This is a genomic window from Uliginosibacterium sp. sgz301328 (genome assembly GCF_041807905.1).
Lineage (GTDB): Bacteria > Pseudomonadota > Gammaproteobacteria > Burkholderiales > Rhodocyclaceae > JBGVSA01.
The window spans coordinates 1-24,073 of record NZ_JBGVSA010000023.1 but is presented as its reverse complement, the minus strand read 5'-3'; the positions used below and the strand labels follow the sequence as shown (position 1 = coordinate 24,073).

At 63.6% G+C, this 24,073-nt stretch carries 24 protein-coding genes; 11 read left to right on the top strand and 13 right to left on the bottom strand.

What is annotated here, in order from left to right:
• Positions 1-25 precede the first annotated feature (25 nt).
• From ACDA63_RS15965 to ACDA63_RS15950, 4 genes are all read left to right on the top strand, one after another.
• Positions 26-1,492, top strand: coding sequence for a mannitol dehydrogenase family protein (locus tag ACDA63_RS15965; protein WP_373664276.1), 1,467 nt, complete (start codon positions 26-28; stop codon positions 1,490-1,492).
• Positions 1,493-1,690: 198 nt separating this feature from the next.
• Positions 1,691-1,903 carry a DUF2788 domain-containing protein gene (locus ACDA63_RS15960; protein ID WP_373664275.1) on the top strand — a complete coding sequence of 71 codons (213 nt, stop codon included), beginning with the start codon at positions 1,691-1,693 and terminating at the stop codon, positions 1,901-1,903.
• Between the two features lie 81 nt (positions 1,904-1,984).
• Complete coding sequence (locus ACDA63_RS15955) at positions 1,985-2,308, top strand: pyrimidine/purine nucleoside phosphorylase (protein WP_373664274.1); 324 nt, start codon at positions 1,985-1,987, stop codon at positions 2,306-2,308.
• Between the two features lie 103 nt (positions 2,309-2,411).
• Positions 2,412-2,903 carry a YajQ family cyclic di-GMP-binding protein gene (locus ACDA63_RS15950; RefSeq protein WP_373664273.1) on the top strand — a complete coding sequence of 164 codons (492 nt, stop codon included), beginning with the start codon at positions 2,412-2,414 and terminating at the stop codon, positions 2,901-2,903.
• A 130-nt stretch (positions 2,904-3,033) separates the two neighbouring features.
• Here the strand turns inward: ACDA63_RS15950 and ACDA63_RS15945 are convergent, their stop codons facing one another.
• The 5 genes from ACDA63_RS15945 to ACDA63_RS15925 all read right to left on the bottom strand — a co-directional run bounded on the left by ACDA63_RS15945 (position 3,034) and on the right by ACDA63_RS15925 (position 6,704).
• On the bottom strand, positions 3,034-3,981 hold the full coding sequence (locus tag ACDA63_RS15945) for a hydrolase (RefSeq protein WP_373664272.1): 948 nt from the start codon (positions 3,979-3,981) through the stop codon (positions 3,034-3,036).
• Between the two features lie 50 nt (positions 3,982-4,031).
• A complete protein-coding gene (locus ACDA63_RS15940; protein ID WP_373664271.1) occupies positions 4,032-4,463 on the bottom strand; it encodes a nuclear transport factor 2 family protein in 432 nt (143 codons plus the stop codon).
• A complete protein-coding gene (gene waaF / locus ACDA63_RS15935; protein WP_373664270.1) occupies positions 4,460-5,488 on the bottom strand; it encodes a lipopolysaccharide heptosyltransferase II in 1,029 nt (342 codons plus the stop codon). Before waaF ends, ACDA63_RS15940 begins: the two co-directional genes overlap by 4 nt.
• Positions 5,489-5,572: 84 nt before the next feature.
• Positions 5,573-5,770, bottom strand: a complete 198-nt coding sequence (locus tag ACDA63_RS15930) for a zinc-finger domain-containing protein (protein WP_373664269.1) — start codon at positions 5,768-5,770, stop codon at positions 5,573-5,575.
• A gap of 13 nt (positions 5,771-5,783) precedes the next feature.
• The gene (locus ACDA63_RS15925) at positions 5,784-6,704 is read right to left on the bottom strand and encodes a branched-chain amino acid transaminase (protein ID WP_373664268.1); all 921 of its coding nucleotides are present in this window, start codon (positions 6,702-6,704) and stop codon (positions 5,784-5,786) included.
• Between the two features lie 218 nt (positions 6,705-6,922).
• Between ACDA63_RS15925 and ACDA63_RS15920 the strand changes: the two genes are divergently transcribed.
• Both ACDA63_RS15920 and mnmA read left to right on the top strand, forming a co-directional pair.
• Positions 6,923-7,372, top strand: a complete 450-nt coding sequence (locus ACDA63_RS15920; protein ID WP_373664267.1) for an NUDIX hydrolase — start codon at positions 6,923-6,925, stop codon at positions 7,370-7,372.
• A 48-nt stretch (positions 7,373-7,420) separates the two neighbouring features.
• Positions 7,421-8,530 carry a tRNA 2-thiouridine(34) synthase MnmA gene (mnmA, locus tag ACDA63_RS15915; protein WP_373664266.1) on the top strand — a complete coding sequence of 370 codons (1,110 nt, stop codon included), beginning with the start codon at positions 7,421-7,423 and terminating at the stop codon, positions 8,528-8,530.
• Between the two features lie 75 nt (positions 8,531-8,605).
• Here mnmA and ACDA63_RS15910 read toward each other — a convergent pair whose 3' ends face one another.
• The 4 genes from ACDA63_RS15910 to ACDA63_RS15895 all read right to left on the bottom strand — a co-directional run bounded on the left by ACDA63_RS15910 (position 8,606) and on the right by ACDA63_RS15895 (position 12,473).
• The gene (locus ACDA63_RS15910; RefSeq protein ID WP_373664265.1) at positions 8,606-9,886 is read right to left on the bottom strand and encodes a TRAP transporter large permease subunit; all 1,281 of its coding nucleotides are present in this window, start codon (positions 9,884-9,886) and stop codon (positions 8,606-8,608) included.
• A complete protein-coding gene (locus ACDA63_RS15905) occupies positions 9,883-10,431 on the bottom strand; it encodes a TRAP transporter small permease (protein ID WP_373664264.1) in 549 nt (182 codons plus the stop codon). Before ACDA63_RS15905 ends, ACDA63_RS15910 begins: the two co-directional genes overlap by 4 nt.
• Positions 10,432-10,517: 86 nt before the next feature.
• Positions 10,518-11,540, bottom strand: coding sequence for a TRAP transporter substrate-binding protein (locus ACDA63_RS15900; RefSeq protein ID WP_373664263.1), 1,023 nt, complete (start codon positions 11,538-11,540; stop codon positions 10,518-10,520).
• A 216-nt stretch (positions 11,541-11,756) separates the two neighbouring features.
• Positions 11,757-12,473: a FadR/GntR family transcriptional regulator gene (locus ACDA63_RS15895; protein ID WP_373664262.1), complete on the bottom strand. Its 717-nt coding sequence runs from the start codon at positions 12,471-12,473 to the stop codon at positions 11,757-11,759.
• Between the two features lie 320 nt (positions 12,474-12,793).
• Between ACDA63_RS15895 and ACDA63_RS15890 the strand changes: the two genes are divergently transcribed.
• Positions 12,794-13,570: an SDR family oxidoreductase gene (locus ACDA63_RS15890; RefSeq protein ID WP_373664261.1), complete on the top strand. Its 777-nt coding sequence runs from the start codon at positions 12,794-12,796 to the stop codon at positions 13,568-13,570.
• 53 nt (positions 13,571-13,623) lie between these two features.
• Entirely contained in the window at positions 13,624-14,667 is a 1,044-nt protein-coding gene (locus tag ACDA63_RS15885; protein ID WP_373664260.1) for an L-idonate 5-dehydrogenase, read from the top strand.
• Positions 14,668-14,710: 43 nt separating this feature from the next.
• Here ACDA63_RS15885 and ACDA63_RS15880 read toward each other — a convergent pair whose 3' ends face one another.
• The 4 genes from ACDA63_RS15880 to prpB form a co-directional block, all read right to left on the bottom strand.
• Positions 14,711-16,603 carry a propionate--CoA ligase gene (locus tag ACDA63_RS15880; protein ID WP_373664259.1) on the bottom strand — a complete coding sequence of 631 codons (1,893 nt, stop codon included), beginning with the start codon at positions 16,601-16,603 and terminating at the stop codon, positions 14,711-14,713.
• A gap of 72 nt (positions 16,604-16,675) precedes the next feature.
• Positions 16,676-18,127 carry a bifunctional 2-methylcitrate dehydratase/aconitate hydratase gene (locus tag ACDA63_RS15875; RefSeq protein ID WP_373664258.1) on the bottom strand — a complete coding sequence of 484 codons (1,452 nt, stop codon included), beginning with the start codon at positions 18,125-18,127 and terminating at the stop codon, positions 16,676-16,678.
• Between the two features lie 23 nt (positions 18,128-18,150).
• On the bottom strand, positions 18,151-19,320 hold the full coding sequence (gene prpC / locus ACDA63_RS15870) for a 2-methylcitrate synthase (RefSeq protein ID WP_373664257.1): 1,170 nt from the start codon (positions 19,318-19,320) through the stop codon (positions 18,151-18,153).
• A 108-nt stretch (positions 19,321-19,428) separates the two neighbouring features.
• Positions 19,429-20,316 (bottom strand): methylisocitrate lyase, encoded by an 888-nt coding sequence (prpB, locus tag ACDA63_RS15865; RefSeq protein WP_373664256.1) that lies wholly within the window; start codon positions 20,314-20,316, stop codon positions 19,429-19,431.
• 235 nt (positions 20,317-20,551) lie between these two features.
• Between prpB and prpR the strand changes: the two genes are divergently transcribed.
• From prpR to ACDA63_RS15850, 3 genes are all read left to right on the top strand, one after another.
• Positions 20,552-22,468, top strand: a complete 1,917-nt coding sequence (prpR, locus tag ACDA63_RS15860; protein WP_373664255.1) for a propionate catabolism operon regulatory protein PrpR — start codon at positions 20,552-20,554, stop codon at positions 22,466-22,468.
• A 50-nt stretch (positions 22,469-22,518) separates the two neighbouring features.
• Positions 22,519-23,313 (top strand): SDR family NAD(P)-dependent oxidoreductase, encoded by a 795-nt coding sequence (locus ACDA63_RS15855; protein WP_373664254.1) that lies wholly within the window; start codon positions 22,519-22,521, stop codon positions 23,311-23,313.
• 134 nt (positions 23,314-23,447) lie between these two features.
• Positions 23,448-24,073: DMT family transporter (locus ACDA63_RS15850; protein WP_373664253.1), on the top strand; the 626-nt coding region annotated here is incomplete at its 3' end.

Below are 24,073 nucleotides of genomic sequence, written 5' to 3'. Positions count from 1 at the left end.
GGAACACTCTATGGAGCTGCACACAATGAAGAACATCAGCAATACCGCCTTGCCCGCCAATGTCGCCAAGCCGAGCTACGATCGCCGCGCGCTCAAGTCGCGCATCGTGCATCTCGGGTTCGGTGCATTTCACCGCGCCCACCAGTCGCTGTTGACCGATCGCGTGTTGAACGCGCAGGGCGGGGACTGGGGCATCTGCGAGGTCAACCTGGTGGGCGGCGAAGAGCTGATTGCGCAATTGCGCGAGCAAGACCACCTCTACACCGTGATGGAAAAAGGCGCGACCGAGAGCACCGTGCGCGTGATCGGCACCGTCGTCGAAGCGCTGCACCCGACCTTCGATGGCATCGAAGCCGTATTGGTCAAGATGACCGAACCGCAAGTGGCCATCGTGTCGATCACCGTAACGGAAAAGGGCTATTGCGTCTCCTCCGCCACGGGCGAGCTGGATCGCGCCAATCCTGGCATCGTCAAGGATCTTGCCAACCCGGCGGCTCCCGGCACCGTGCCGGGCGTCATCGTCGAGGCGCTGCGTCGCCGCCGCGCTGCGGGCGTTGCGCCGTTCACTGTGCTGTCGTGCGACAACATTCCGGAAAACGGCCACGTGGTGAAGCATGCGGTGCTGGGTATGGCCGAGGCGCAGGACAAGGATCTGGCCGCCTGGATTGCCGCCAACGTGAGTTTCCCCTCCACCATGGTCGACCGCATCGTGCCGGCCGCCACGCCTGAGACGCTGGCGCAGATCGCCGATGCGCTGGGTGTGTCCGACCCCGTCGGCATCGCTTGCGAGCCGTTCATCCAGTGGGTGGTCGAAGACAACTTCGTCGCGGGCCGTCCGCAATGGGAAGTCGCTGGCGCCGAACTGGTCAAGGACGTGCTGCCGTACGAAGAAATGAAGCTGCGTATGCTCAACGGCAGCCATTCCTTCCTGGCCTATCTCGGCTACCTGGGTGGCTACGAGCACATCAACGACTGCATGACCGACGCTGCCTACAAGAAGGCCGCGCACCGCCTGATGCTGCAGGAACAAGCTCCCACACTGAAGGTGCAGGGCGTCGATCTGGCCGGCTACGCCGACCGCCTGATCGAGCGCTACAGCAACCCGAGCCTCAAGCACCGCACCTGGCAGATCGCCATGGACGGCACGCAGAAACTGCCGCAGCGCATGCTGGATTCGATCCGCGCCCATCTGGCCGCCAATCGTCCGTTCCCGTGCCTGGCGCTGGGCGTGGCGGGCTGGATGCGCTACGTCGGTGGCGTGGATGAGAACGGGCAGCCGATCGATGTGCGCGATCCGCTGGCTGCGCAGTTCACCACGCTGTGCACGCCGCAACAGACGGCGGCAGAGCGTGTCAAGGCACTGCTGAGCCTCGATAGCGTCTTCAAGACCGATCTGCCGAATGAGCCGCGTTTTGTTGAAGCCGTCACTGCCGCACTCGATAGTCTGATGAAGCAGGGCGCGCGCAAGACGGTGGCCGCGCTGGTCGCCTGATAGTTGTCTCCGGGCCGGCTTCGGTCGGCCCGGGGGACGGACTGCAAAAGGGTGTGACGGCGGCGCCTTTGTTTGTGCGTTGCGTCAAGGCTAGGTAAAATCGTCAACGGGTTTGCCCAAAATCCGTTGCGCTGAAGTGTTTTTTCCGGCGAGCCAGCGGATTTCGGACAACCCCCGAATCTCCGAAGGTAGCTCACCGTGATCTTTGGCCTGACCATTGCCGAATTCGAAGACCTTTCACTCAAGTTCTTCGTCAGTGGCCTCATTGCCTACATGCTGTTCATCATCTGGAATCTGGCGCGCGAATCACGTGCGGGTAAATTCGGCACGGCAATGATGTTTTTCGGACTCGGTTTCGGCATGTTCGGCTTCATGGCCAAGGAAGTGATCGCCAAAGTGCTGGGCATGTGAGACACCGCCGCCCCGGCTGTGAGTGAAGGCTCCGGTTTATAATCCGGGGCCTTTTTTCATTTCGACCCGGAAAAATCCGCCATGACCCAAGCTGCCCAGTTCGACAATGTTGCCGTCATCAAGAAAGCCAACGTGTACTTCGACGGCAAGTGCGTCAGTCACACGGTCGTGCTGGCCGACGGGACCAAGAAATCGGTGGGCGTGATCCTGCCGGCCACGCTGACATTCAACACCGGCGCGCCCGAGATCATGGAAACCGTGGGCGGCATCTGCCGCGTGCGCATTGCCGGCGAGACCGAATGGAAGACCTACACCGAAGGCCAGTCCTTCAGCGTGCCGGCCAACTCCAGTTTCGACATCGAAGTGAAGGACGTGCCGTACCACTACGTCTGCCACTTCGGCTGATCGCTGTATTACCCGCGGTGCGACGTTCGTTGCGCCGCGCGAAGGCCGAATCCTTCGCCCTCCGCTATTGTTCCTCCCCTCAAGCACCTACAAGGAGACGCCCATGCCCAGTTTTGACGTGACCAACGAAGTGAATTGGGTCGAGGTCCATAACGCCGTCGACCAGGCCAACAAGGAAGTGGGCAACCGCTTCGACTTCAAGGGCTCGGACGCGCGCATCGAAATGTCCGAGAAGGACAAGACGCTGACCCTCTTCGCCGACAACGACTTCCAGCTCGATCAGGTGTGGGACATCGTCATCGGCAAGTTCGCCAAGCGCAACGTCGATATCCGCTGCATGGAGCGCAAGGATGTCGACAAGATCAGCGGCAACAAGGTCAAGCAGAGCGTGGTCGTGAAGGTCGGCATCGATTCCGAACTGGCCAAGAAGATCGTCCGCCTGATCAAGGACGAAAAGCTCAAGGTACAGGCCAGCATCCAGGGCGACACCGTGCGCGTATCGGGCGCCAAGCGCGACACCCTACAAGAAGCTATCGCTTTCCTGAAGAAGTCGATCACCGACTTCCCGCTGCAGTTCGGCAACTTCCGCGAGTGACCAGCTCATCCCTGAAGTCCGCCCAGTAAGCGAACGCCCGAGGCAAATGCCTCGGGCGTTCGTTTTTGTGGTGGGCGGGTGCAGGTCCGGCCGGTGTCCTTCGGCGATTTCGCTTGCCCGGTGCGATGGGCTACGGTGCGCTGAAGAAGTCCAACAACCGTCTCGGCAACCAGTCGATGTGGCCGGGGAACGATCCGCTGGCAAACCCTACGTGACCGCCTTCGGCGGGCTGGTCCAGTTCTACCATGGGCGAAACCTCTTGTCGCGACGGCAACACTTCGAGCGGCATGAAGGGATCATTCCGCGCGTTGATGATCAAAGTCGGTACGGCGATGCCGCGCAACAGCGGCTTGCTCGACGCGCGCCGCCAATAGTCGTGAGCATCGGCAAAGCCGTGCATGGGCGCGGTGTAGGCATCATCGAACTCGAACAGGCTGCGCGCGGCGGCTGCTCGCGCGGCGTCGAACAGGCCCGGAAAGCGTTGCGCCTTGACCTGCACCGCGCGTTGCAGGGTGGTCAGAAAGTGCCGCGTGTAGACGCGGTTGAAGCCCTTGTCCAGATGATGCCCGGCCAGCGTCAGATCGAGCGGGGCGGACACCGCCGCCGCCTTGTCCACCAGTCTGTGCGCCAGCGATTCGCGCGTGCCCAGCCAGCACAACAGTGCATTGCCACCTAGTGACACGCCCGCGGCATAGCGCGGCACGTCCGGGTAGCGAGCGGCGATCTGCGTCAGGGCCCAGTCGATTTCGTCTGCGTCGCCCGAGTGATATGCGCGGGCCAGCCGATTGGGCTCGCCCGAGCAGCCTCGGAAGTGAACCACCGCGCCATTCCATCCGCGCGCCATCAGCGCCCGCATGAGTGCGCGCGCATAGTGACTGCGACTGGAGCCTTCCAGGCCATGGAATAACGTGACGAGCGGCTTGCCCTTCTGTCGGGGCAAGAAGTCGACATCGACAAAGTCGCCGTCCGGTGTGTCCAGTCGTTCGCGCTCGAAGCGCGGCATTTCGCCCTTTCGGGCCAGCGGCCAGATCGTCTGTGCGTGTGCGCCGCGCAACCAGCGTGGTGATCGGTATGACATGGTGGTGGAGTTCTGTTCGTTCGACGGCTGCCCCCGCGGCCGCGCGCCGATCAGTGAACGATGCGCGGCGCTTCCTGCGCCAGCAATCCGTGCGTATCCGGAGCCGGCGAAGTGTGATGCACGATGAGTTGCCAACCCTGCGCGCCGCGCGAATACACGTTGGTGGCGATCATCGGGGGGCCAATCTGGTCTTCCCCATCCACGTTCACATGTTCGAGTACGCAGTGCACGGCCAACAGCATGGCTTGCGTCTTGACCGGATGGCTGGTGCGGATGCGGATCTTCACCTCGGCGGCGAAGAGCTGCCGCCACATTTCGCGGATCGAGGCCAGCCCGGTAAAGCGCGAGCCACCCGGATGCACGCAAACGACTTCCTCGTCTTCGGCCCACACGGCCATCACACCTTCCAGATCGCTGCGGGCAACGGCCTCGTAGAAGGCGCGTTCGGCATCGTCGGGAGTGGCGAAGATCGGCTTGCTCATTTGGTCGGCAGGGTGTCGGCTTCTTCCAGTACGCGGTTGGGTTCGATCTGGTTCAGGCAATTCAGATGGCCGAGCGGACATTCGCGCTGGAAGCAGGGGCTGCAGGACAGTTGCAGCCAGATGACGCGCGCCTTGTCCGACAGAGGCGGAGTGTAGAGCGGACTGCTCGATCCGAACAAGGCCACGAGGGGCGTGCCCAGTGCCGCCGCGACGTGCATCAGGCCGGAGTCATTGGTCACGACGTAATGCGCGCCGGCCAGAATGCCGACGGCTTCCGACAGAGACGTCACGCCGCACAGGTTGCGTGCCGCCCCGCCCGACAGGCGTACGATCTCGTCACCCACGGGGGCGTCTTTCTTCGATCCGAGCAGCCACACCGGGCGGCCTTGAGCTGCCAGCGTGCGCGCCAGTTCCGCGAAGTGCCGCTCCGGCCAACGCTTGGCCGGCCCGTATTCGGCGCCCGGGCAGAAAATCACCGGTGCGGGCTCCCGTGCCAATCCATGGGCGCTGAAACTTGCCGCGACGGTTTCGGGCGGAACGGTCAGGTGCGGTTTCGGGAGAGGGCGGGCAAGCGGTGCGCCGGGCGCTTCGGCGAGCTGGGCGTAGCGCTCCACCTGCAGCGGCAGCGCCTTTTCGTCCAGCGTGTGGCGCACGTTGATGAAACCGTAGCGCGATTCACCGGTAAAGCCGACCCGGTCCGGGATGCCTGCCAGCAGCGGAATCAGCGCCGACTTGAGCGAATTGGGCAACACGTAGGTGGCGTCGTAGCCGCGTCGCGCCAGTTCGCGCGCCAGCCGCCAGCGATCCTTCAGGCGTAGCTGGCCGTGCGCGAATGGATTGTCGATGATGTGGCCGTCGATCTCCGGCATGAACCGCAGCACGGCCGCGACCCACGGCGGGGCGAGCACGTCGATGCGTGCTTGCGGGTGGTGCTGGCGCAAGCGCACGAAGAGCGGGTGTGCTGCGACGGTATCGCCGATCCACGAGGGCGCGACGATCAGGATGGCGCGAGCGACGGATCTCACTGCATATCTCGCTGAAACAAGCACTCAATCGAAGCCCAAAACAAACAGGGGCCGCATGGGCCCCTGTTCGACTCTCTGACCGGCTCAGTGACCTTTGGGCGCTTCGCCGTGCAGCACGTACTTGGCGCCGCAATACGGGCAGGCTGCCTCACCCGTCTTGGCAACATCCAGAAATACGCGCGGATGACGAGCCCACAGGGGCGCGTCGGGCATCGGGCAATGCAGCGGCAGGTCCTTGGCAGTCACCGCGATGGCTTCGGCCTTGTTTTGATTCTCGGGCATGTCGCGCTCCGCGTCAGACGTAGGCCAGCCAGCCTTCGTGTTCCGGCAGGCGACCGCCGACGAGGTCGAAGAAGCGTTCCTGCAGCTTGGCCGTGATCGGGCCGCGCGAGCCGGAGCCGATGACGCGGCGGTCCAGTTCGCGGATCGGCGTGACTTCAGCGGCGGTGCCGGTGAAGAACAGTTCGTCGGCGATGTACAGGTCGTCGCGCGTCAGGCGACGGGTCTTCACTTCGAGACCCAGTTCGCGCGCCAGGGTGTGGACCGTGTCGCGGGTGATGCCGGTCAGCGCCGAAGCGATCTCGGGTTCGTAGATCACGCCGTTCTTGACCATGAAGACGTTCTCGCCCGCGCCCTCGGCCACAAAGCCCTCGGTGTCGAGCAGCATGGCTTCGTCGTAGCCGTCCTGCGTGGCTTCGAGGTTGGCCAGGATCGAGTTGGCATAGGTCGAGGCCAGCTTGGCGCGCGGCATCGTCACGTTGACGTGGTGGCGGGCAAACGAGGCGATCTTCACGCGGATGCCCTTTTCCAGCCCGTCGGCACCCAGGTACGCGCCCCACGGCCAGGCGGCGATCGCCACGTGCACTTGCGCGCCCACGGGCGACACGCCCATCTTTTCGGAGCCGTAGAAGGCGATCGGGCGCAGGTAGCAGGATTCGAGCTTGTTGGCGCGGACGACTTCCTTCTGCGCTTCGATGATCGCTTCTTTGTCGAACGGCATCTTCATCTGGTAGATGTGGGCCGACGCGAACAGGCGGTCAGTGTGCTCCTTGACGCGGAAAATGGCGGTGCCGCGCTCGGTCTTGTATGCACGTACGCCTTCGAACACCGACAGGCCGTAGTGCAGGGAGTGGGTCAGCACGTGGGTGGTGGCTTCGCGCCACGGCACCAGTTTGCCGTCCATCCAGATGAAACCGTCGCGATCCGACATCGACATGAAAGAACTCCGCTCAAGGTGCAAAAGAAGCTTTCGATTTTATCGCATTGGCGGCCCGCGTGCGCGCCTGCCCATAACGGTCTTTATCTTGCCGCAGCAAGCGACTTGCACAAATGTTTGCGCTTGAAATGGCTGCAGGCGGGGCCGGCCAAGGCGCCGCGGGTGGGAGGCTGCCATGCGGCACGGTACAATGGGCGGTTTTTGCAACAGGGGCGAACATGGCCTGGAAACCCGATGTAACGGTGGCAGCGCTCGTCGAACGCGACGGTTATTACCTGCTGGTCGAAGAACATACCGACCAGGGGCTGCGCCTGAACCAGCCGGCGGGGCACCTCGAAGAGGACGAATCGCTGATCAACGCGTGTATCCGCGAGGCCATGGAAGAGACCGCGCATCATGTCGTGCCCGACTACCTTGTCGGCGTCTATCAATGGAAGCGCCCGGCAGGGGACATCACCTACCTGCGCTTTGCCTATGCCGCGCGTGCCACCGGCAAGGAAGAGGGGCGCGCGCTGGACGAAGGGATCGTGCGCACGGTGTGGATGACGCTGGCCGAACTCGAAGCCAGCCCCGAACGCCTGCGTAGTCCGTTGGTGCTGCAGTGCATTCGCGACCACGCGGCTGGCCGGCGCTTTCCGCTCGAACTGGTCCGCCACTTCGATAACTGAACACGGGTATCACGCGGCCCCGCGCCGCTCAGCAGGAATCTCAACGCAATGGATGGTCAAGGCAAAACGGTCATCGTCGGCATGTCCGGCGGTGTGGATTCGTCGGTCGCGGCATTGCTGCTCAAGCAGCAGGGCTACAAGGTCATCGGCCTGTTCATGAAGAACTGGGAAGATGACGACGACGACGAATATTGCTCGACGCGGCAGGATCTGATCGACGTTGCATCGGTGTGCGACGTGATCGGCATCGACCTCGAAGTGGTCAACTTCAGCGCCGAGTACAAGGACCGCGTGTTTGCCGACTTCCTGCGCGAATACGAAGCCGGCCGCACGCCGAACCCGGACATCCTCTGCAACAGCGAGATCAAGTTCAAGGCCTTCCTCGACCACGCCATGCAGTTGGGCGCGGACAAGATCGCCACTGGCCACTACGCAGGCGTGCGCGAATGGCACAACGACGGCAAGGTCGAATACCAGCTCCTCAAGGCCGAGGACGGCACCAAGGATCAGAGTTACTTCTTGTACCGCCTGAACCAGGCGCAACTGTCGAAGACGCTGTTCCCGCTGGCCGGCGTCTACAAGCGCGACGTGCGGCGCATTGCCGAAGATGCCGGCCTGCATGTGGCGGCCAAAAAAGATTCGACCGGTATCTGCTTTATCGGCGAGCGGCCGTTCCGCGAATTCCTCATGCGCTATCTGCCCACCAAGCCCGGCGAAATCCGCGCGCTCGATGATGATCGCGTGGTAGGCGAACACCAAGGGCTGATGTACCACACCATCGGCCAGCGCAAGGGCCTGCACATCGGCGGCATCAAGGGCAACGACCACGCGGGCGAACACGACGCTTGGTACGTGGCCGGCAAGGACATGCAACGCAATGTGCTGTACGCCGTGCAGGGGCACGATCACCCGGCGCTGCTGCGCGAACGCCTGAGTGCCATCGATCTGTCATGGGTGTCGGGCCATGCGCCGCGCACCAACTGGGTCTATACCGCCAAGCCGCGCTACCGCACGCCGGACGCGCCGTGCAACATCGAATCGATCTCGGGCAGCACCTGCGAGATCGCTTTCGCCGAGCCGCAATGGGCGCTCACGCCTGGACAGTCGGTCGTGTTCTATGAAAGCCGCGTTTGCCTCGGGGGCGGCATCATCGCCTGACAGGGGCCCCCGGGCGAAGACGACAAGAAAAGGGCGCAGCAATTGTCTGCGCCCTTTTTTGTGCCTGCGATCAGATCAGTGCGTCATCCACTTCAGCGGCACCAGGACCAGCTCCGGAAATACGACCAGGGACAGCAGCACAAGTGTCTCCGCGAGCAGGAACGGCCAGATGCCCTTGATGAGCTTTTCCATCGACAGCTTGCCCACGCCACAGACCACGTTCAGCACGGTACCTACAGGCGGCGTGATCAAACCGATCGATACGTTCATGATGAACAGCACGCCGAAGTAGACCGGATCGATATTCCCTTGCTTGAGGATCGGCATCAGCACGGGCGTCATGATGAGCACCGTGGGCGTCAGGTCCATGGCGGTGCCGATCAGCAGCACCATCAGCATCAGGGTGAGCGTGAGCAGAACCGGCTTGTCCATCACTGGCGCGAGCAGACCGGCCAACTGCATCGGAATGTCCGCGGCCGTGATCAGCCAGGCCGACACCGACGCAGTCGCTACCAGGAACATCACGATCGACGTCGTCTTTGCCGCGTTGAGGAACAGGCGACAGGTGTCCTTGAGCTTGATTTCCCGATACACGAACAGGCCGACCACCAATGAGTACGCTGCTGCGGTGACGGCCGCTTCGGTCGGCGTGAAAACGCCGGTCTTCAGGCCGCCGATGATGACGATCGGCAGCAGCAGGGCCCAGAACCCTTCACCCGTCTTCGACAGGCGTTCTTTCATGCTCGCCTTGGGCGCGGTGTGGACTTTCTCCTTGTGGGCATAGAAGCGCCAGGTCAGGATCAACGCCATGCCCATGAGCATGCCGGGAACGATGCCCGCCATGAACAGCTTGGTGACCGACACCTGGCCGCTCACGCCGTACAGGATCATCGGGATCGACGGCGGGATGATCGGTGCGATGATGCCGCCCGCGCCGATGAGGCCGCCAGCCCGATACACGTTGTAGTTCGAGGCCCGCATCATGGGCAGCAGCACCGCCGCCAGCGCTGCCGTATCGGCAACCGCCGAGCCGGACAACGACGCCATGATGACTGCCGCAATGACCGCGACGTAGCCGAGGCCGCCGCGGATATGGCCGACCCATGCCATGGCGATGGCGATGATCCGGCGCGTCATGCCGCCGGCATTCATGAATTCGCCGGCCACCATGAAGAACGGTACTGCCAGCAGCGGAAAGCTATTGGCGCCGTCCCACATGTTCTGCATGACGATCTGCGGGTCTGTCAGGCCCAGCCAGAACATCAGTACGAGGCCGGTGACGAGCAGTGCGAAAGCGATTGGCAGGCCCAGCGCCATGGTGCCGAGCAAGGCGCCAATGAAGACGAGCATGGTCATGACTGCGCCTCCGCCGGGCCGTGCGTCGCGGAACCCTCTTCGGACACCGTCATCAACTCATCGTCGGCAACGCGGCCACACGCCAGGCGCAGCAGGTTCGCCAGGGCATGCAAGCCAATGGCCGCGCCAGCGATATAGCTCACGCCATAGACCCACAGCATGCTGATCATCATGACGGGCGAGAGCGTCTCGCGCACGATCTCGTGCTGCAGGTAGGAGCTGTACAGCATGTAGCAGGCGCAGATTAGGATGAGTACCTGGCAGATACCCCAGCACACTCGCCTGGCGGGAATGGAAAGACGGCTGAGGACGATGTTGACGCTGATGTGCGTGCGGTCGCGCATGGCGACCGTGGCGCCGAGGAATGTCATCAGCACGAACATGAAGCGCGGCAACTCTTCGGCGATGTCGAAGCCGCTGTTGAAGAAGAACCGCAGAATGACGTTGCCGAACACCAGCACGAACATCGTCACCATGCAGATCACGAGGATCGCTTCGAGGAGCCGGTAGAAGCCGTTCGCCAAAGCACGACATGTCGTCGACATGTTGCCTCCTTGTCTGGACAGGGAAGAAGCCCCACCGAACAAGGCTCCGCGGAGCGGGGCGATGGACGATGGGGCGCATGGCTGACTTACTTGGCTTGCGAGCGGGCCTTTTCGATCTCGGCGAAGAAGCTGGCGACGAACTCGCTGCCGACTTCAGGCGTGAACTTGTCGATGACGGGCTTGACCTTGGTACGCAACTTGGTGAGCTCCGCGGCGGGCAAGGGTTCCACGCTGACGCCGTGCTGACGCAGCTTGGCGATCACGTCCTGATCGGCGGCGGTCATGATCTGGCGGTGGAAGACCATCGATTCGGTGGCGGCTTTCCTGAGCGCATCCTGATCCTTGGGCGAGAGCGTGTTCCAGAACTTGGTCGACACCAGGATCGCGCATGGCGTATAGACGTGGTTGGTGACGGTGATGTGCTTTTGCACCTCGTACATCTTGTTGGCGTACATGTGGATGAGCGGGTTCTCCTGCCCATCGAGCGCCCGGGTCTCCAGCGCGGTGAAGACTTCGGCGAAGGACATCGGCACGGCATTGGTGCCCATGGCCTTCCAGGTTTCGAGCGCCACCGGGTTCTGCATGACGCGGATCTTCAGGCCATTGAGGTCTTCCACTCGCTTGATGGCGCGTTTGCTGTTCGATAGCTGGCGAAAGCCTGCCTCGCCCCAGGCCAGGCCCACGACATTGAGCGGACGCATCATGTCGAACAGCTTTTGCCCCATCGCGCCGCGGAACACGTAATCCACTTCGTCGTAGTTGTTGAACATGAACGGGAAGTCGAACACCTGCAGCGGCTTGATCCGCCCGGCGATAGGTGACACCGCGCCGTAGTAGATCTCCTGCGTGCCGGCCTGGGTGGCCTGCAGCATCTTGTCGTCGCCACCTAGAACGCCACCCGGATACACCTGTATCTGGACGCGGCCTTCGGTGTACTTGCCGGCCAGCTCGGCAAATTTGTCCATTGTCCTGGCCTGCGGATGCTCCGTGGGCATTGCGTGGCCCAGGCGGACCTTCTGTTGCGCCAGCGCGGTGCCGCTTGCAATGCAGGCCGCGCCCAGCAGTGCAGCCAAAACGAGCCTGCTCAGCGATTGAGTCGGAAATTGCATGATGTCTCCTCAGACGTGTCCGTTTCGTGAAGTACCGGTTTGTTACGCCTGTACTACAAACCATATTGGTATGAGGTACCGCGATATGGATCAAATCCAGAAGAGACAGAGCGGTCCGGCGACGCAAGGGATTTCCCGAACGCGCTACGGCAACGCGCGCGCCGAGAGCGGGGGCGCCGACGGCGCGACATGGGGATTTGCGTGGAAAGGAATGCGTCAGGCTTTTGCCTGGTCGCGTTCGAGCATGCGGCGGGCGGTGCGCCGGATCATGGTGAGCGAGGCTGCTTCGGCGGCGGCCCCATCCTTGTAGCGAATGGCTTCGAACAAGTCTTTGTGCTGCTCCAGCGTGAGCTGGATCAGCGCCTCGCTATTGAGAAACGTGCGGTCGAAGATGGCGCGTTGCAGTGCGCTGATGGCGTCGGCCAATTGCAGCATCACCGGGTTGCGTGCGGCCGCCAGCACGGCCTTGTGAAAGCGGATGTCGGCTTCGTTGAAGGCATCCTTGTCGCCGCCTGAAGCGTGCTTTTCCATGTCGTTGAGCGCCATCTCGATGTGCGCCAGGTCCATGGCCGTCGCGCATTCGGCGGCCCAGCGCCCGATTGCGGGCTCTACCACGCTTCTCACGTCGTTGAGCGCTGCGATCAGGGCGCGGTCGCCGCCATCCTTTTCGAGCGCCCAGCGCAGCACGTCGCTATCGAGATAATTCCAGCCTTCGCGGGGCATGACGAACAGCCCCCGGTGGCGTTGCGCATCGATGAGGCGTTTGGCCGACAGCACCTTGACGGCCTCGCGAATGATGTTGCGGGACGTGTCGAATTCGGCGCACAGCTCGTTTTCGGAAGGCAGAGCGCTCCCCGGCGCGTACTCGCCCGAGACGATCTGGCGGCCGAAGAGTTCGATGATGCGTTCAGTCTTGGTGATACCGGCTAACAAACAAGTCTCTCCGTCCGAATGAAGTGCGGCAATGCAATCTGGCCCCACATTATCCACTAGATGTGACGCGGGCGTTCGGCGCGCCGCTCTGGCCCGCGGAGCTTCTTTGGATTGCCATTTTTGTAGTACAAACGTAGTTCATGTGTATAACTGTGATTGTCATCAAGTAATACAATAAAAAAGACCGTTACCTTTCTATCCATTCCCTGAATGCAGGGACGTGCGCCGCGACGCATCAGGGCGCCCGTCCAACATTCAATCCGTCAACGCCCCGTCATCTACGTCGATGGCGATGTGACCAGCACCGTATGAGGAAGCCTATGACCGCCCAACTCAACGCCCTTTTCGACCTGCGCGGCAAGCGCGCATTGATCACCGGTTCGGGCCAGGGCATCGGCTGGTCGCTGGCTCGGGGATTGGCAAGCGCGGGAGCCAGCATCGTGCTCAACGACATCGACGCACAGCGTCTCGACAAGGGTGTTCAGGCGTTGCGCGACGAGGGCGCCAAGGCAAGTGGCGAATTGTTCGACGTGGTCGATCGCGTGGCGGTGGATGCCGCCGTCGAACGCATCGAAAGAACGCTCGGGCCGATCGACATCCTGGTCAACAACGCAGGCATCCAGCGCCGCGCGCCGCTCGATGAGTTTCCGCCGGAAGACTGGGACCGCGTGCTGTCGGTGAATCTCACCAGCGTGTTCAACGTCTCGCAGGCGGTGGCCAGACGGATGCTGCTTCGCCGGCGCGGCAAGATCATCAACATCTGCTCGGTACAGAGCATGCTCGGCCGCCCGACGATCGCGCCCTACACCGCGAGCAAGGGCGCTGTCGCCATGCTCACCAAGGGCATGTGCGCAGACTGGGCCTCCCACGGCCTGCAGATCAACGGCATCGCGCCTGGGTATTTCGCCACCGAAATGAACCGTGCACTGGTCGATAACGAAGAATTCTCGGCCTGGCTGTGCAAGCGCACGCCCGCCGGTCGCTGGGGCAAGGTCGAAGAGCTCTGCGGCGCGGCCATCTACCTGGCGTCGCCGGCCTCCGATTTCGTCAATGGACATGTCATCTACGTCGATGGCGGTCTCACCAGCACGGTGTGATGCAGCACTGCACCCTGCGCCTTTCGCCGAACTGAGAAGAAGGAGTCTCCGAGATGAGGTCAAGGACCTGTGTCGTGCATGCCGCACGCGACCTGCGCATCGATACTGCCGATGTAGGTGAGCCCGGCCCCGGTCAAGTGCTCGTGCGCATTGGCGCGGGCGGGATATGCGGGTCCGATCTGCACTACTTTCAGGATGGCGGCTTCGGCGCGATCCGCGTGCGCGAACCATTGACCCTCGGGCACGAAGTCGCGGGTACGGTCGAGAGGATCGGCGCCGGTGTCACGCGCGTACGTGAGGGCCAGCGCATTGCGCTCAACCCAAGCCGGGCGTGCGGGCGGTGCAGCTTCTGTCAGTCGGGCCAGCATCAGCATTGCGTGGACATGGTCTTCTACGGCAGCGCGCGCACCATGCCCCATAGCCAGGGGGCGTTCCGGGACTGGATCGTGGCAGAGGAGACGCAGTGCGAGCCTGTCGGCGAGGACATCTCGGTGACGGAGGCCGCGTGTTGCGAGCCGCTGTCGGTGGCGCTGCATGCTGTGCGCCAGGCGGGCGGGCTCGTCGGCAAGCGCGTGCTGGTCACGGGGGCCGGCCCCATCGGCGCGCTCGCGGTTGCGGCAGCGCGCTTTGCCGGCGCACTGGAGATCGTCGCGTGCGATCTGCGTGATCGCCCGTTGGCGATTGCCCGCCAGATGGGAGCCACCGACGTCGTCAACACGGCAACGCAGCCGGACGCGATCGAGCGGCGTTTCTGCGGGGGAAAAGGCTATTTCGACGTCGTACTCGAATGCACGGGGGCGCCGGCCATCCTGTCGGGCGTACTCCCTGCCGTGGCGCCACGCGGCGTCATCGTCCAGGTCGGATATCCGGATTCGGTAACGCTGGCGCTCGGCACCCTCATCAGCAAGGAAATCAGCCTTGTCGGCACGCATCGCTTCAATGGCGAGTTTTCGCTTGCCGCGCGCCTCGTCAGCGAGCGGCGCATCGATGTGCGCCCCGTCATCAGCGCTGTCGTCCCCCTGAATGAAGCCGCGCATGCGTTTGAACTCGCCGGGGACCGCAATACGCACATGAAAGTGCTGCTCGATTTCAGTTGAGCATCGCACCTGCGCCTGACGCGCGGCGCCGTCAATGCCGTGGTCAGGCGGCCACGGCCTCGCGGATCTGCTCCAGCACGCCAGCGTCTTCGATGGTCGTGAGGTCGCCCGGGTCCTTGCCTTCACACAAGGCCTGGATGGCGCGCCGCAGGACTTTGCCCGAGCGCGTCTTGGGCAGTGCCGTGACGAAGCACACCTGCGCCGGCCGTGCCACCGCGCCGAGCTGGCGGTCGACGGTGGCGATGATGTCGGCCTCCAGGGCCTTGCGCGCGGCGGCATCCTGCGCGCCGTGAGCGCTGCGCAGCACGGCAAAGGCGACCGCCACCTGGCCCTTCAGCGAATCTGCCTTGCCGACCACGGCGCATTCGGCAACGGCCGGGTGGCCGGTGATCGACTCTTCGATCTCCCGCGTGCCAAGCCGGTGGCCGGCGACATTGATGACATCGTCCGTGCGGCCGAGGATGAACATGTAGCCGTCCTTGTCGCGCACGCCCCAATCGAAGGTCGAATACAGCATCTGGCCGGGCAGGGTGTCGAAGTAATGCAGAAAGCGCGCGTCGCTGCGCCACACGGTCTGCATGCAGCCGGGTGGCAACGGCGGCGCGATGGCTATGACGCCTTTCTCGCCCGCGCCGACGGGCTTGCCGGTCTGCTGGTCGACGATCCTGACGTCATATCCGTACATCGGCATGCCTGGGCTGCCCAGTCGCGTCGGCGTGTCTTCGACTCCGCGCGCGACGGTCATGATCGGCCAGCCCGTTTCGGTCTGCCAGTAGTTGTCGACGACCGGGTGGCCGAGCCCTTCCTGTATCCAGGATGCGGTCGGTTCGTCCAGCGGCTCGCCGGCGAGGAACAATGCGCGCAGGCTGCTGGTGTCGTACTTCGTCAGCCATGCCGGGTCCTGCTTCTTGAGCACGCGAATCGCCGTGGGCGATGAGAACATCACGCTAGGACGGTATTTTTCGACCAGGCGCCACAGGATGCCGGCGTCCGGGCAGATCGGCAGACCTTCATACAGCATGGTCGCCATGCCAGCGATGAGCGGGCCGTACACGATGTACGAATGCCCCACCACCCAGCCGATGTCGCTGGTGCAGAAGTAGGTTTCGCCAGGCTTGCCGCAGTAGATGTACTTCATCGAAGCCGCCAGCGCTACCGCGTAGCCGCCGACATCGCGTTGCACGCCCTTGGGCTTGCCGGTGGTGCCGGACGTGTAGAGCGTGTAGCTGGTTTCGTTCGATTCCAGCCAGGTGACGTCCACCTGCGCGTGTGCGTGTTGCTCGCGCAATGCGGCGTAATCGAGATCGCGTCCCTCCACACGATCCATCGGTGCGAGCCCGCGATCGACGAGCAGCACGTGGGCGGGCTTGTGCGTGGAGCGCTGGATCGCTTCATCCAGTTGGGGCTTGTAGGGCACCACCTTGCCGCCGCGCGAGCCGCCGTCGGCGGACACGATCAGCACCGGCTCGGCGTCCTCGATGCGCGACGCGAGACTGAAGGCCGCGAATCCGCCGAACACCACGCTGTGGATTGCCCCGATGCGCGCGCAGGCATACATGGCGAACACGGCCTCGGCGATCATCGGCATGTAGATCAGCACACGGTCGCCGCGCTTGACGCCCAGCGATCGCATGATCGATGCCATGCGCATGACTTCGCGATGCAGCTCGCCAAAGCTGTAGGTGCGCTCGGTGTTGGTTTCGGTCGATACGCAGATCAGCGCGGGCGCGTCCGCCCGCTCTGGCAGATGGCGGTCGATGGCGTTGTAACAGAGGTTGGTCTGACCGCCGACGAACCAGCGCGCGAAAGGCGGCTGGCTGTAGTCGAGCACCTGCGTGAAAGGCTTGTGCCAGTGAATGAGGCTGGCCTGATCGTTCCAGAAGCCCTCGCGGTCTTCGATGGAACGACGATGGAACGCTTGCAGCGTGGTGCTCATGGGTGTGTCTCCTCCGTCCTCTGCCCGCGGCGCCGGACTTGTGTCTCTGTGCGTCGGTGGGAGTCGTGTCGTCTAGATCACATATAAATCTACGTACTCATTGACCGGCATTGCCTCGAGCCGCGCCTGATCCAGCGATGCCGCCAGGATCGCGGCCTGCTGTTTGTGCGGAAAACGGCGGGCCAGGTTGGTGCGGAACTTGGCTTCCAGCAACGGGATGCCGTCGGCGCGGCGACGCTTGTGACCGATGGGGTATTCGCACACCACTTCGGGCAGCGTGCTGCCGTCGTTGAATTCGACGGTGAGCGCATTGGCGATGCTGCGCTTTTCCGGGTCGTGATAGTCGCGCGTGAATTGCGGGTCTTCCACGCACACGATCTTCTCGCGTAGCGCATCGATGCGCGCATCGGCGGCGATGGCGTCTTCATAGTCGCCGGCCGTCAGGCGACCGAACAGCATGGGCACGGCCACCATGTACTGCACGCAATGGTCGCGGTCGGCCGGATTGTTGAGCGGACCTTGCTTGTCGATGATGCGGATGCAGGCTTCGTGCGTGCGGATGGTGATCTTGCGGATGTCCTGCGCGCTACGGCCGCGTGCCTGCAGTTGTTCGTGCAAGGTCATGGCACATTCCACGGCGGTCTGACTGTGGAACTCGGCCGGGTAGGAGATCTTGAACAGCACGTTCTCCATCACGTAACTGCCGTAGGGGCGCTGGAAGCGAAACGGCTCGCCCTTGAAGCTCACGTCGTAGAAGCCCCAGGTCTTGGCGGTCAGTACGGACGGATAGCCCATCTCGCCCGTCCTGGCGATCAATGCCAGGCGCACCGCGCGGCTGGTGGCGTCGCCCGCCGCCCAGCTTTTGCGGCTGCCGGTGTTGGGCGCGTGGCGATACGTGCGCAGACTTTGTCCATCCACCCATGCCAGCGAGACAGCGTTGATGATCTCTTCGCGCGACAGGCCCAGCATCTGCGCGATGACTGCCGTCGAGGCGACCTTGACCAGCACGACGTGATCGAGCCCGACCTTATTGAAACTGTTTTCCAGCGCGATGCAGCCCTGGATTTCGTGCGCCTTGATCATCGCGGCGAGCACGTCGCGCATCGACAGCGGCGGCTTGCCGGCCGCGACAGCGTTGCGCGACAGCCAGTCGGCGGTGGCGAGAATGCCCCCGAGGTTGTCCGACGGGTGTCCCCATTCGGCCGCCAGCCAGGTGTCGTTGAAATCCAGCCAGCGGATCATCGCGCCGATATTGAACGCGGCCTGCACGGGATCGAGCTGGAACTGCGTGCCGGGCACCTTGGCGCCGTTGGGCACGATCGTGCCAGGCACCACCGGCCCGAGCAGCTTGGTGCACGCCGGGTATTCCAGCGCTTCGAGTCCGCAGCCGAGCGTGTCGATCAGGCAATTGCGCGCGGTTTCGAATGCGAGCGCGCTGTCGATGCGGTAGTCGCACACGTAATCGGCAATGTCGCTCAGTACCTTGTCGGGTTGCGGGCGGACGTTCGAGATATGACTGCTCATACGAGGTTCCTGTGCGAAGTGGATCAGCGGCGTTGTTCGATGGGGACGAAGGCGAGGTTCTCCGGCCCGGTGTAGTTCGCACTCGGCCGGATGATCTTGTTGTCGATGCGTTGCTCGATGACGTGTGCGGCCCAGCCCGTCGTGCGCGCCACCACGAACAGCGGCGTGAACATGTTCGTCGGCACGCCCATCATGTGGTAGCTCACCGCGCTGAACCAATCGAGGTTGGGGAACATGTTCTTGGCATTCCACATCACGCTTTCGATTCGCTCGGCGATGCTGAACATCTTCATGTCGTCGGCCTGCTGCGAGAGCCGGCGGGCGACCTCCTTGATCACCTTGTTGCGCGGGTCGGCGATGGTGTAGACGGGGTGGCCGAAACCGATGACGACTTCCTTGTTATCCACGCGCCGGCGTATGTCGGCTTCGGCTTCGTCCGGCGAGTCATAGCGTTGCTGGATGTCGAACGACGCTTCGTTGGCGCCGCCATGCTTCGGTCCGCGCAGGGCGCCGATGGCGCCGGTCATGGCGGAATACACATCGGCGCCGGTGCCGGCGATGACGCGCGCGGTAAAGGTCGACGCATTGAATTCGTGCTCGGCGTACAGATTGAGCGAGGTGTGCATTGCGCGTACCCATTCGGCGGAAGGGCGGCGGCCATGCAGCAGATGCAGGAAGTGTGCGCCGATGGAGTCGTCATCGGTTTCCGTTTCGATGCGGCGCCCGTGATGGCTGAAGTGATACCAGTACAGCAGCATGGAGCCGAGCGAGGCCAGCAGGCGGTCGGCGATCTCGCGCGCGCCGGCGGTGTTGTGGTCGTCCTTCTCTGGCAGCAGGCAGCCGAGCGTGGAAACGCCGGTGCGCATCACGTCCATCGCGTGCGTGGATGCCGGCAGGTTTTCGAGCACGTTGCGCACGTTTCCCGGCAGTCCGCGCATTGCGGTCAGGCGCGTCTTGTAGGCCGCCAGCTCACTGCGTGCAGGCAGTTTGCCGTGCACCAGCAGATAGGCGATCTCTTCGAACTCGCAGGTGTCGGCGATATCGAGGATGTCATAGCCGCGGTAGTGCAGGTCGTTGCCGGTGCGGCCCACTGAACACAATGCCGTATTGCCGGCGGTCACGCCCGACAGCGCCACCGATTTCTTCGGCTTGATGGCGCTGACGGGGGCTTCTGCGATCGCTTGCACGCTCATGGGGTGTGTCTCCTCTCGTGGGGTGCGGCCGGCTGTTGTGTGCTGTGTTGCCGGCCGCTTTTCTTGGCTCTCTGTTGCTCTCTGTCGGGGTTGGGTGCGTTCGGGTTCCTAGTTGCGCGAACGCGCGAACAGCTCGTCGAGCTTGCGCTCGTAATCCCAGTAGCCGATGGCGTCGTAGAGTTCTTCGCGTGTCTGCATGGTGTCGAGCACGCTGCGTTGCGAGCCCTCGCGCCGTAATGTGTTGTAGACCCCGAGCGCGGCCTTGTTCATGGCGCGAAACGCCGACAGGGGATAGAGCGCGATGCCCACGCCGGCGCCGGCGACCTCATCGAGCGAGAACAGTGGCGTCTTGCCGAATTCGGTGAGGTTGGCGAGTACCGGCACGCGCACCGCCTCGGCAAAATCGCGGTACTGCGAAAGCTCCGTCACGGCTTCCGGGAACACGCCGTCGGCGCCGGCTTCGACACAGGCCAGTGCGCGTTCGATGGCGCGCTCGCGCCCTTCGACGGCCAGTGCGTCGGTGCGCGCCATGACAAAGAAGCTCTCGTCCGTGCGGGCATCGACGGCCGCCTTGATACGGTCGACCATCTCGGCCTGGCTGACGATTTCCTTGTTGGGGCGGTGGCCGCAACGCTTGGCGCCGACCTGGTCTTCGATGTGCATGGCGGCGGCACCCGCCTTGATCAGACTCTTGACCGTGCGCGCCACGTTGAAGGCCGAGGCGCCGAAGCCCGTGTCGGCATCGACCATCAATGGCAGATCGCATACGTCGGTGATGCGGCGAACGTCGACCAGTACGTCATCGAGATTCGAAATGCCCAGATCCGGCAATCCCAGCGACCCGGCGGCCACGCCACCGCCCGAAAGGTACGTAGCCCGGAAGCCGGCCTGTTTCACCAGCAACGCGTGGTTGGCGTTGATGGCGCCCGGCAGTTGCAGGGGGCGTTCGGCGGCAAGGGCTTCACGGAAAAGCTGGCCCGGCGTCTTGGCGGTCATGGCGGTCTCTCGGAACTCTGTGTGCCATACGGTGCAACGGCTGTGCCAGCCGAGCTGGCCCTGCGGGTTTTCCACAGCGCAGGCGGACGCATCCGGGCGCTATGTCATTGATCCGCAAGCGATGCAGGCGGATCGGCTCGCCAAGGCGCGATGTGTCGTCCGCCCTAGGGTAAGCGTGGCTGTTTCAGATATGGAACATGTGTTTCAGTTGAAGCCTCGTTGAACGAGGTCCGCCATGTCTCCAACCGTCCATCGGCCGCGCCTGTGCGTCGTGAGCTTCAGCCGTCTTTCCGCGCTCATCGAATCCGTGGGCGACGACTACGCGGACCAGGCCGACATCGTCGTCGAGCATCGTCGCTTCGGCGACGCGGTCGCCCAGGCGCGTTCGCTCATCGAGCGTGGCGATGTGGATGTCTTCATCAGTGCGGGCGCCAACGGCGCCCTGCTGCGGCGACAACTCGAATACCCGGTGGCGCTGGTCAACGTGACCGGCTATGACATCATGCGGGCCCTGTCGCGCGCAGCGGGCATGGGGGACCACGTTGGACTGGTGACGTATGAGCCGATCAGCCCGGACCTCGGCGACCTCGGCCGTCTGCTGCGCATCCGACTGGATGTACGGCGCTATACGAGCGAGCACGACGTGCAGGCGCATGTGCGGGCGTTGCGCGATGCCGGGGCGCAAGTCGTCATCGGCACCAGTCTCGTCACCGAAACGGCGGAGCAGCACGGGCTGCAGAGCGTCTTCATCTACACGCCGGAATCGGCGCGCCGCGCCATCGAAGAAGCCATCGAACTGGCCCGCGTGCGGGCGGTGGAGCGTGCGCGCCGTGAGCAATTGGCGACGCTGCTCGGGCACGTGCGCGAAGGCATCGTCGCCGTCGACGCCGCGCAGCAGGTATGGCTCGCCAACCCGGCCGCGTGCGATTTGCTGGGGGCACCCGCACAGGCCGTCATCGGCCGTTCGCTCGGAGACGTCATGCCGCAGGTCGATGTGCGCGATGCACTGGGCAAGGATGCTCGCCCCTTGCTGCGGAGAGTGTTCAGCGTGGGCGCACGGCGGGTGATCGGCAACATCATTCCTATCGACGAACAGAGCGCCCAGCCCGGCGCACTGCTGACCTTGCAGGAGGCCGCCAGCGTCGAGCGTGCCGACCGCGACCTGCGCCGCCACGCGCACAGCACGCCACTGCGGGCGAAACATGCACTCGACGATCTCGTCGGCGTGTCGGACGCCATGGGCCGCCTGCGCGCGTTGGCCGAGCGCTTCGCGAGTCTCGACCTGACGGTGCTGATCACCGGCGAATCGGGTACCGGCAAGGAACTCATCGCGCAAGGTTTGCACAACGCCAGCGCCCGTCGGCGCGGGCCGTTCGTGGCGATCAACTGCGCGGCGATGCCCGAATCCTTGCTGGAGGCGGAACTGTTCGGCTACGAGGAGGGCGCATTCACCGGAGCGTCGCGCGGCGGCAAGCCCGGCCTGCTCGAAGCTGCGCATCGCGGCAGCGTTTTTCTCGACGAGATCGGCGACATGCCGCTGGCCTTGCAGACGCGCCTGCTGCGTGTGCTGCAGGAGCGCGAAGTATTGCGCGTGGGCGGGCGCGAGCCGATTCCCATTGACGTGCGCATCGTGGCCGCCACCCACCGCGACCTTTCACAGCGCGTTCAGGACGGTGCCTTCCGGCAGGATCTGTACTACCGGCTCAACGGCTTGCGGTTGGTGGTGCCGAGCCTGCGGGAGCGCATCGAAGACCTGCCCGCGCTGATTGACGCACTCGTGGCCAAACACGCGGGCCGCCACGGACTTCAGCGGCCGGACGCGATGCTGCTCGGGCGCTTTCTGGAGCGCACGCGCGCCTACACGTGGCCGGGCAACGTGCGCGAGCTGGAAAACATGGTCGAGCGCTTGATGGCCGCAGCCAGCGAGCCCGACGCCAACCTGCGTGCGGGTTTGCTGACGATGCTGTTTCCCGAACTGGAAGGCACCTCGATCGTGCAGGACGAAGCGCCATTGCGCCGCGCCCGGCGCGAACTCGATCGGCGCGAAGCACGTGTCGCGCTGGCCGAAGCGGGCGGCAACGCCACACTCGCCGCGCGCCGGCTCGGCGTGGGCCGGACGACCTTGTGGCGCTTGCTCAAGGAAGGCCAGTAGAGGGCGGTGGTTCGGGTGGTCGTAGGTAGGTTCCTGCATCGAAACACCGGATGACCTATAATGCCGAGTTGTTTTGTCGGCAGATTCCCCTTGCCATGCGTCTCGCACTATTGACTGGCGGCTCTCGGGGGCTGGGCCTCGCGCTCGGCGAACGGCTGGTGGGCGCTGGTTACCGGGTGGTGGAGTTCTCGCGTCGCGCCCCGCACGACTGGTCGGTGCAAGTGGATTTCTCGCAGCCTTCGTCAGCGGCTCGCGTGGTGGCCGATACGCTCGCACCGCTGGCGGTGCAACCGATCGAAGAACTCATCTTCATTGGCAACGCGGCCACGCTCGAGCCGATCGGCCCGACCTCGCGTCAGGCGCGCGATGCGGTGCTCGACAATCTGAACGTCAATTTCTCGAGCGCGATCCTGGTGCTCACCGAAGTCGTCGCTGCTTTCCAGTCACACGCATGTCGCAAAGTGGTGGCCAACATCTCGTCTGGCGCCGCACTCAAGGGCTATGCCGGTTGGTCGCTGTACTGCGCGGTGAAGGCTGGCATGGAGAACTTCATCCAGTCGCTCGCACTCGAGCAGGCGCGCCAGCCCCATCCACTGATCGCCGTGAACATCAATCCGGGGGTCATGGATACGGGCATGCAGTCGTTGATCCGTGCCACGCCGGAAGAAGACCTCCCCGATGTGGGCCGCTTCATCCAGCGGCGCGACGCGGGCGAACTGGCGTCACCCGATCGTGTTGCTGCGGCGATCCTGCGCATCCTGGCTTCCGGTGAGTTGGCCGCCGGCGCGCGATATGTGGCGCAGGAGTGGATGCAGGACGACGCTTCGCGAGAGGCCGACATCTAGTTCTGTTTTTCCGTTTGTCGCGTCCCGTCTGTGCAGGTCGCGGCGAGAAGCCCCCGGGCAGGTTTGATGGCGCGCCATCGCGGCGCGCTTTTGTTTTTTTGGTGCGTCCGTCGAAGGGCGCCGCAGGAGTCATTTTGAAGAAGAACACGCAAGTATTCACGGACAGGCGATTTGTCTTTTCCGTAGCGACGTTGTGCTGCCTGTTGTGGGGCAGCGCCTATCCGGCCATCAAGAACGGCTACGCGCTGTTCAACATCGCGGCCAATGACATTCCCTCGAAGCTGGTGTTCGCCGGCTGGCGCTTCTTCTTTGCCGGGCTGGTGCTGCTGGTGCTGGCGCGCTTCACGCATCGCAAGCTCGGGCCGCTGTCGGCCGGCAAGTGGAAGCAACTCGCCATCCTCGGGCTGACGCAGACTTCGCTGCAGTACGTGTTCTTCTATATCGGCCTTGCCTACACCACTGGCGTGAAGGGTTCGATCATGAACTCGACCGCGACCTTCTTCAGTGTGATCCTGGCGCACTTCATCTACCAGAACGACCGTATCACGGGCGCCAAGGCTATCGGCTGTCTGCTGGGCTTTGCCGGCGTGATGGCGGTGAATTTCAGCCACGATCTGCTGGACTTTACTTTCACCATCGCCGGCGATGGTGCGGTGGTGATGTCGGCGTTCATCCTGTCGGCGGCGATGATCTACGGCAAGAAGGTGTCGCAGGGTATGGATTCCGTCGTCATGACGGGTTACCAGCTTTCCATCGGCGG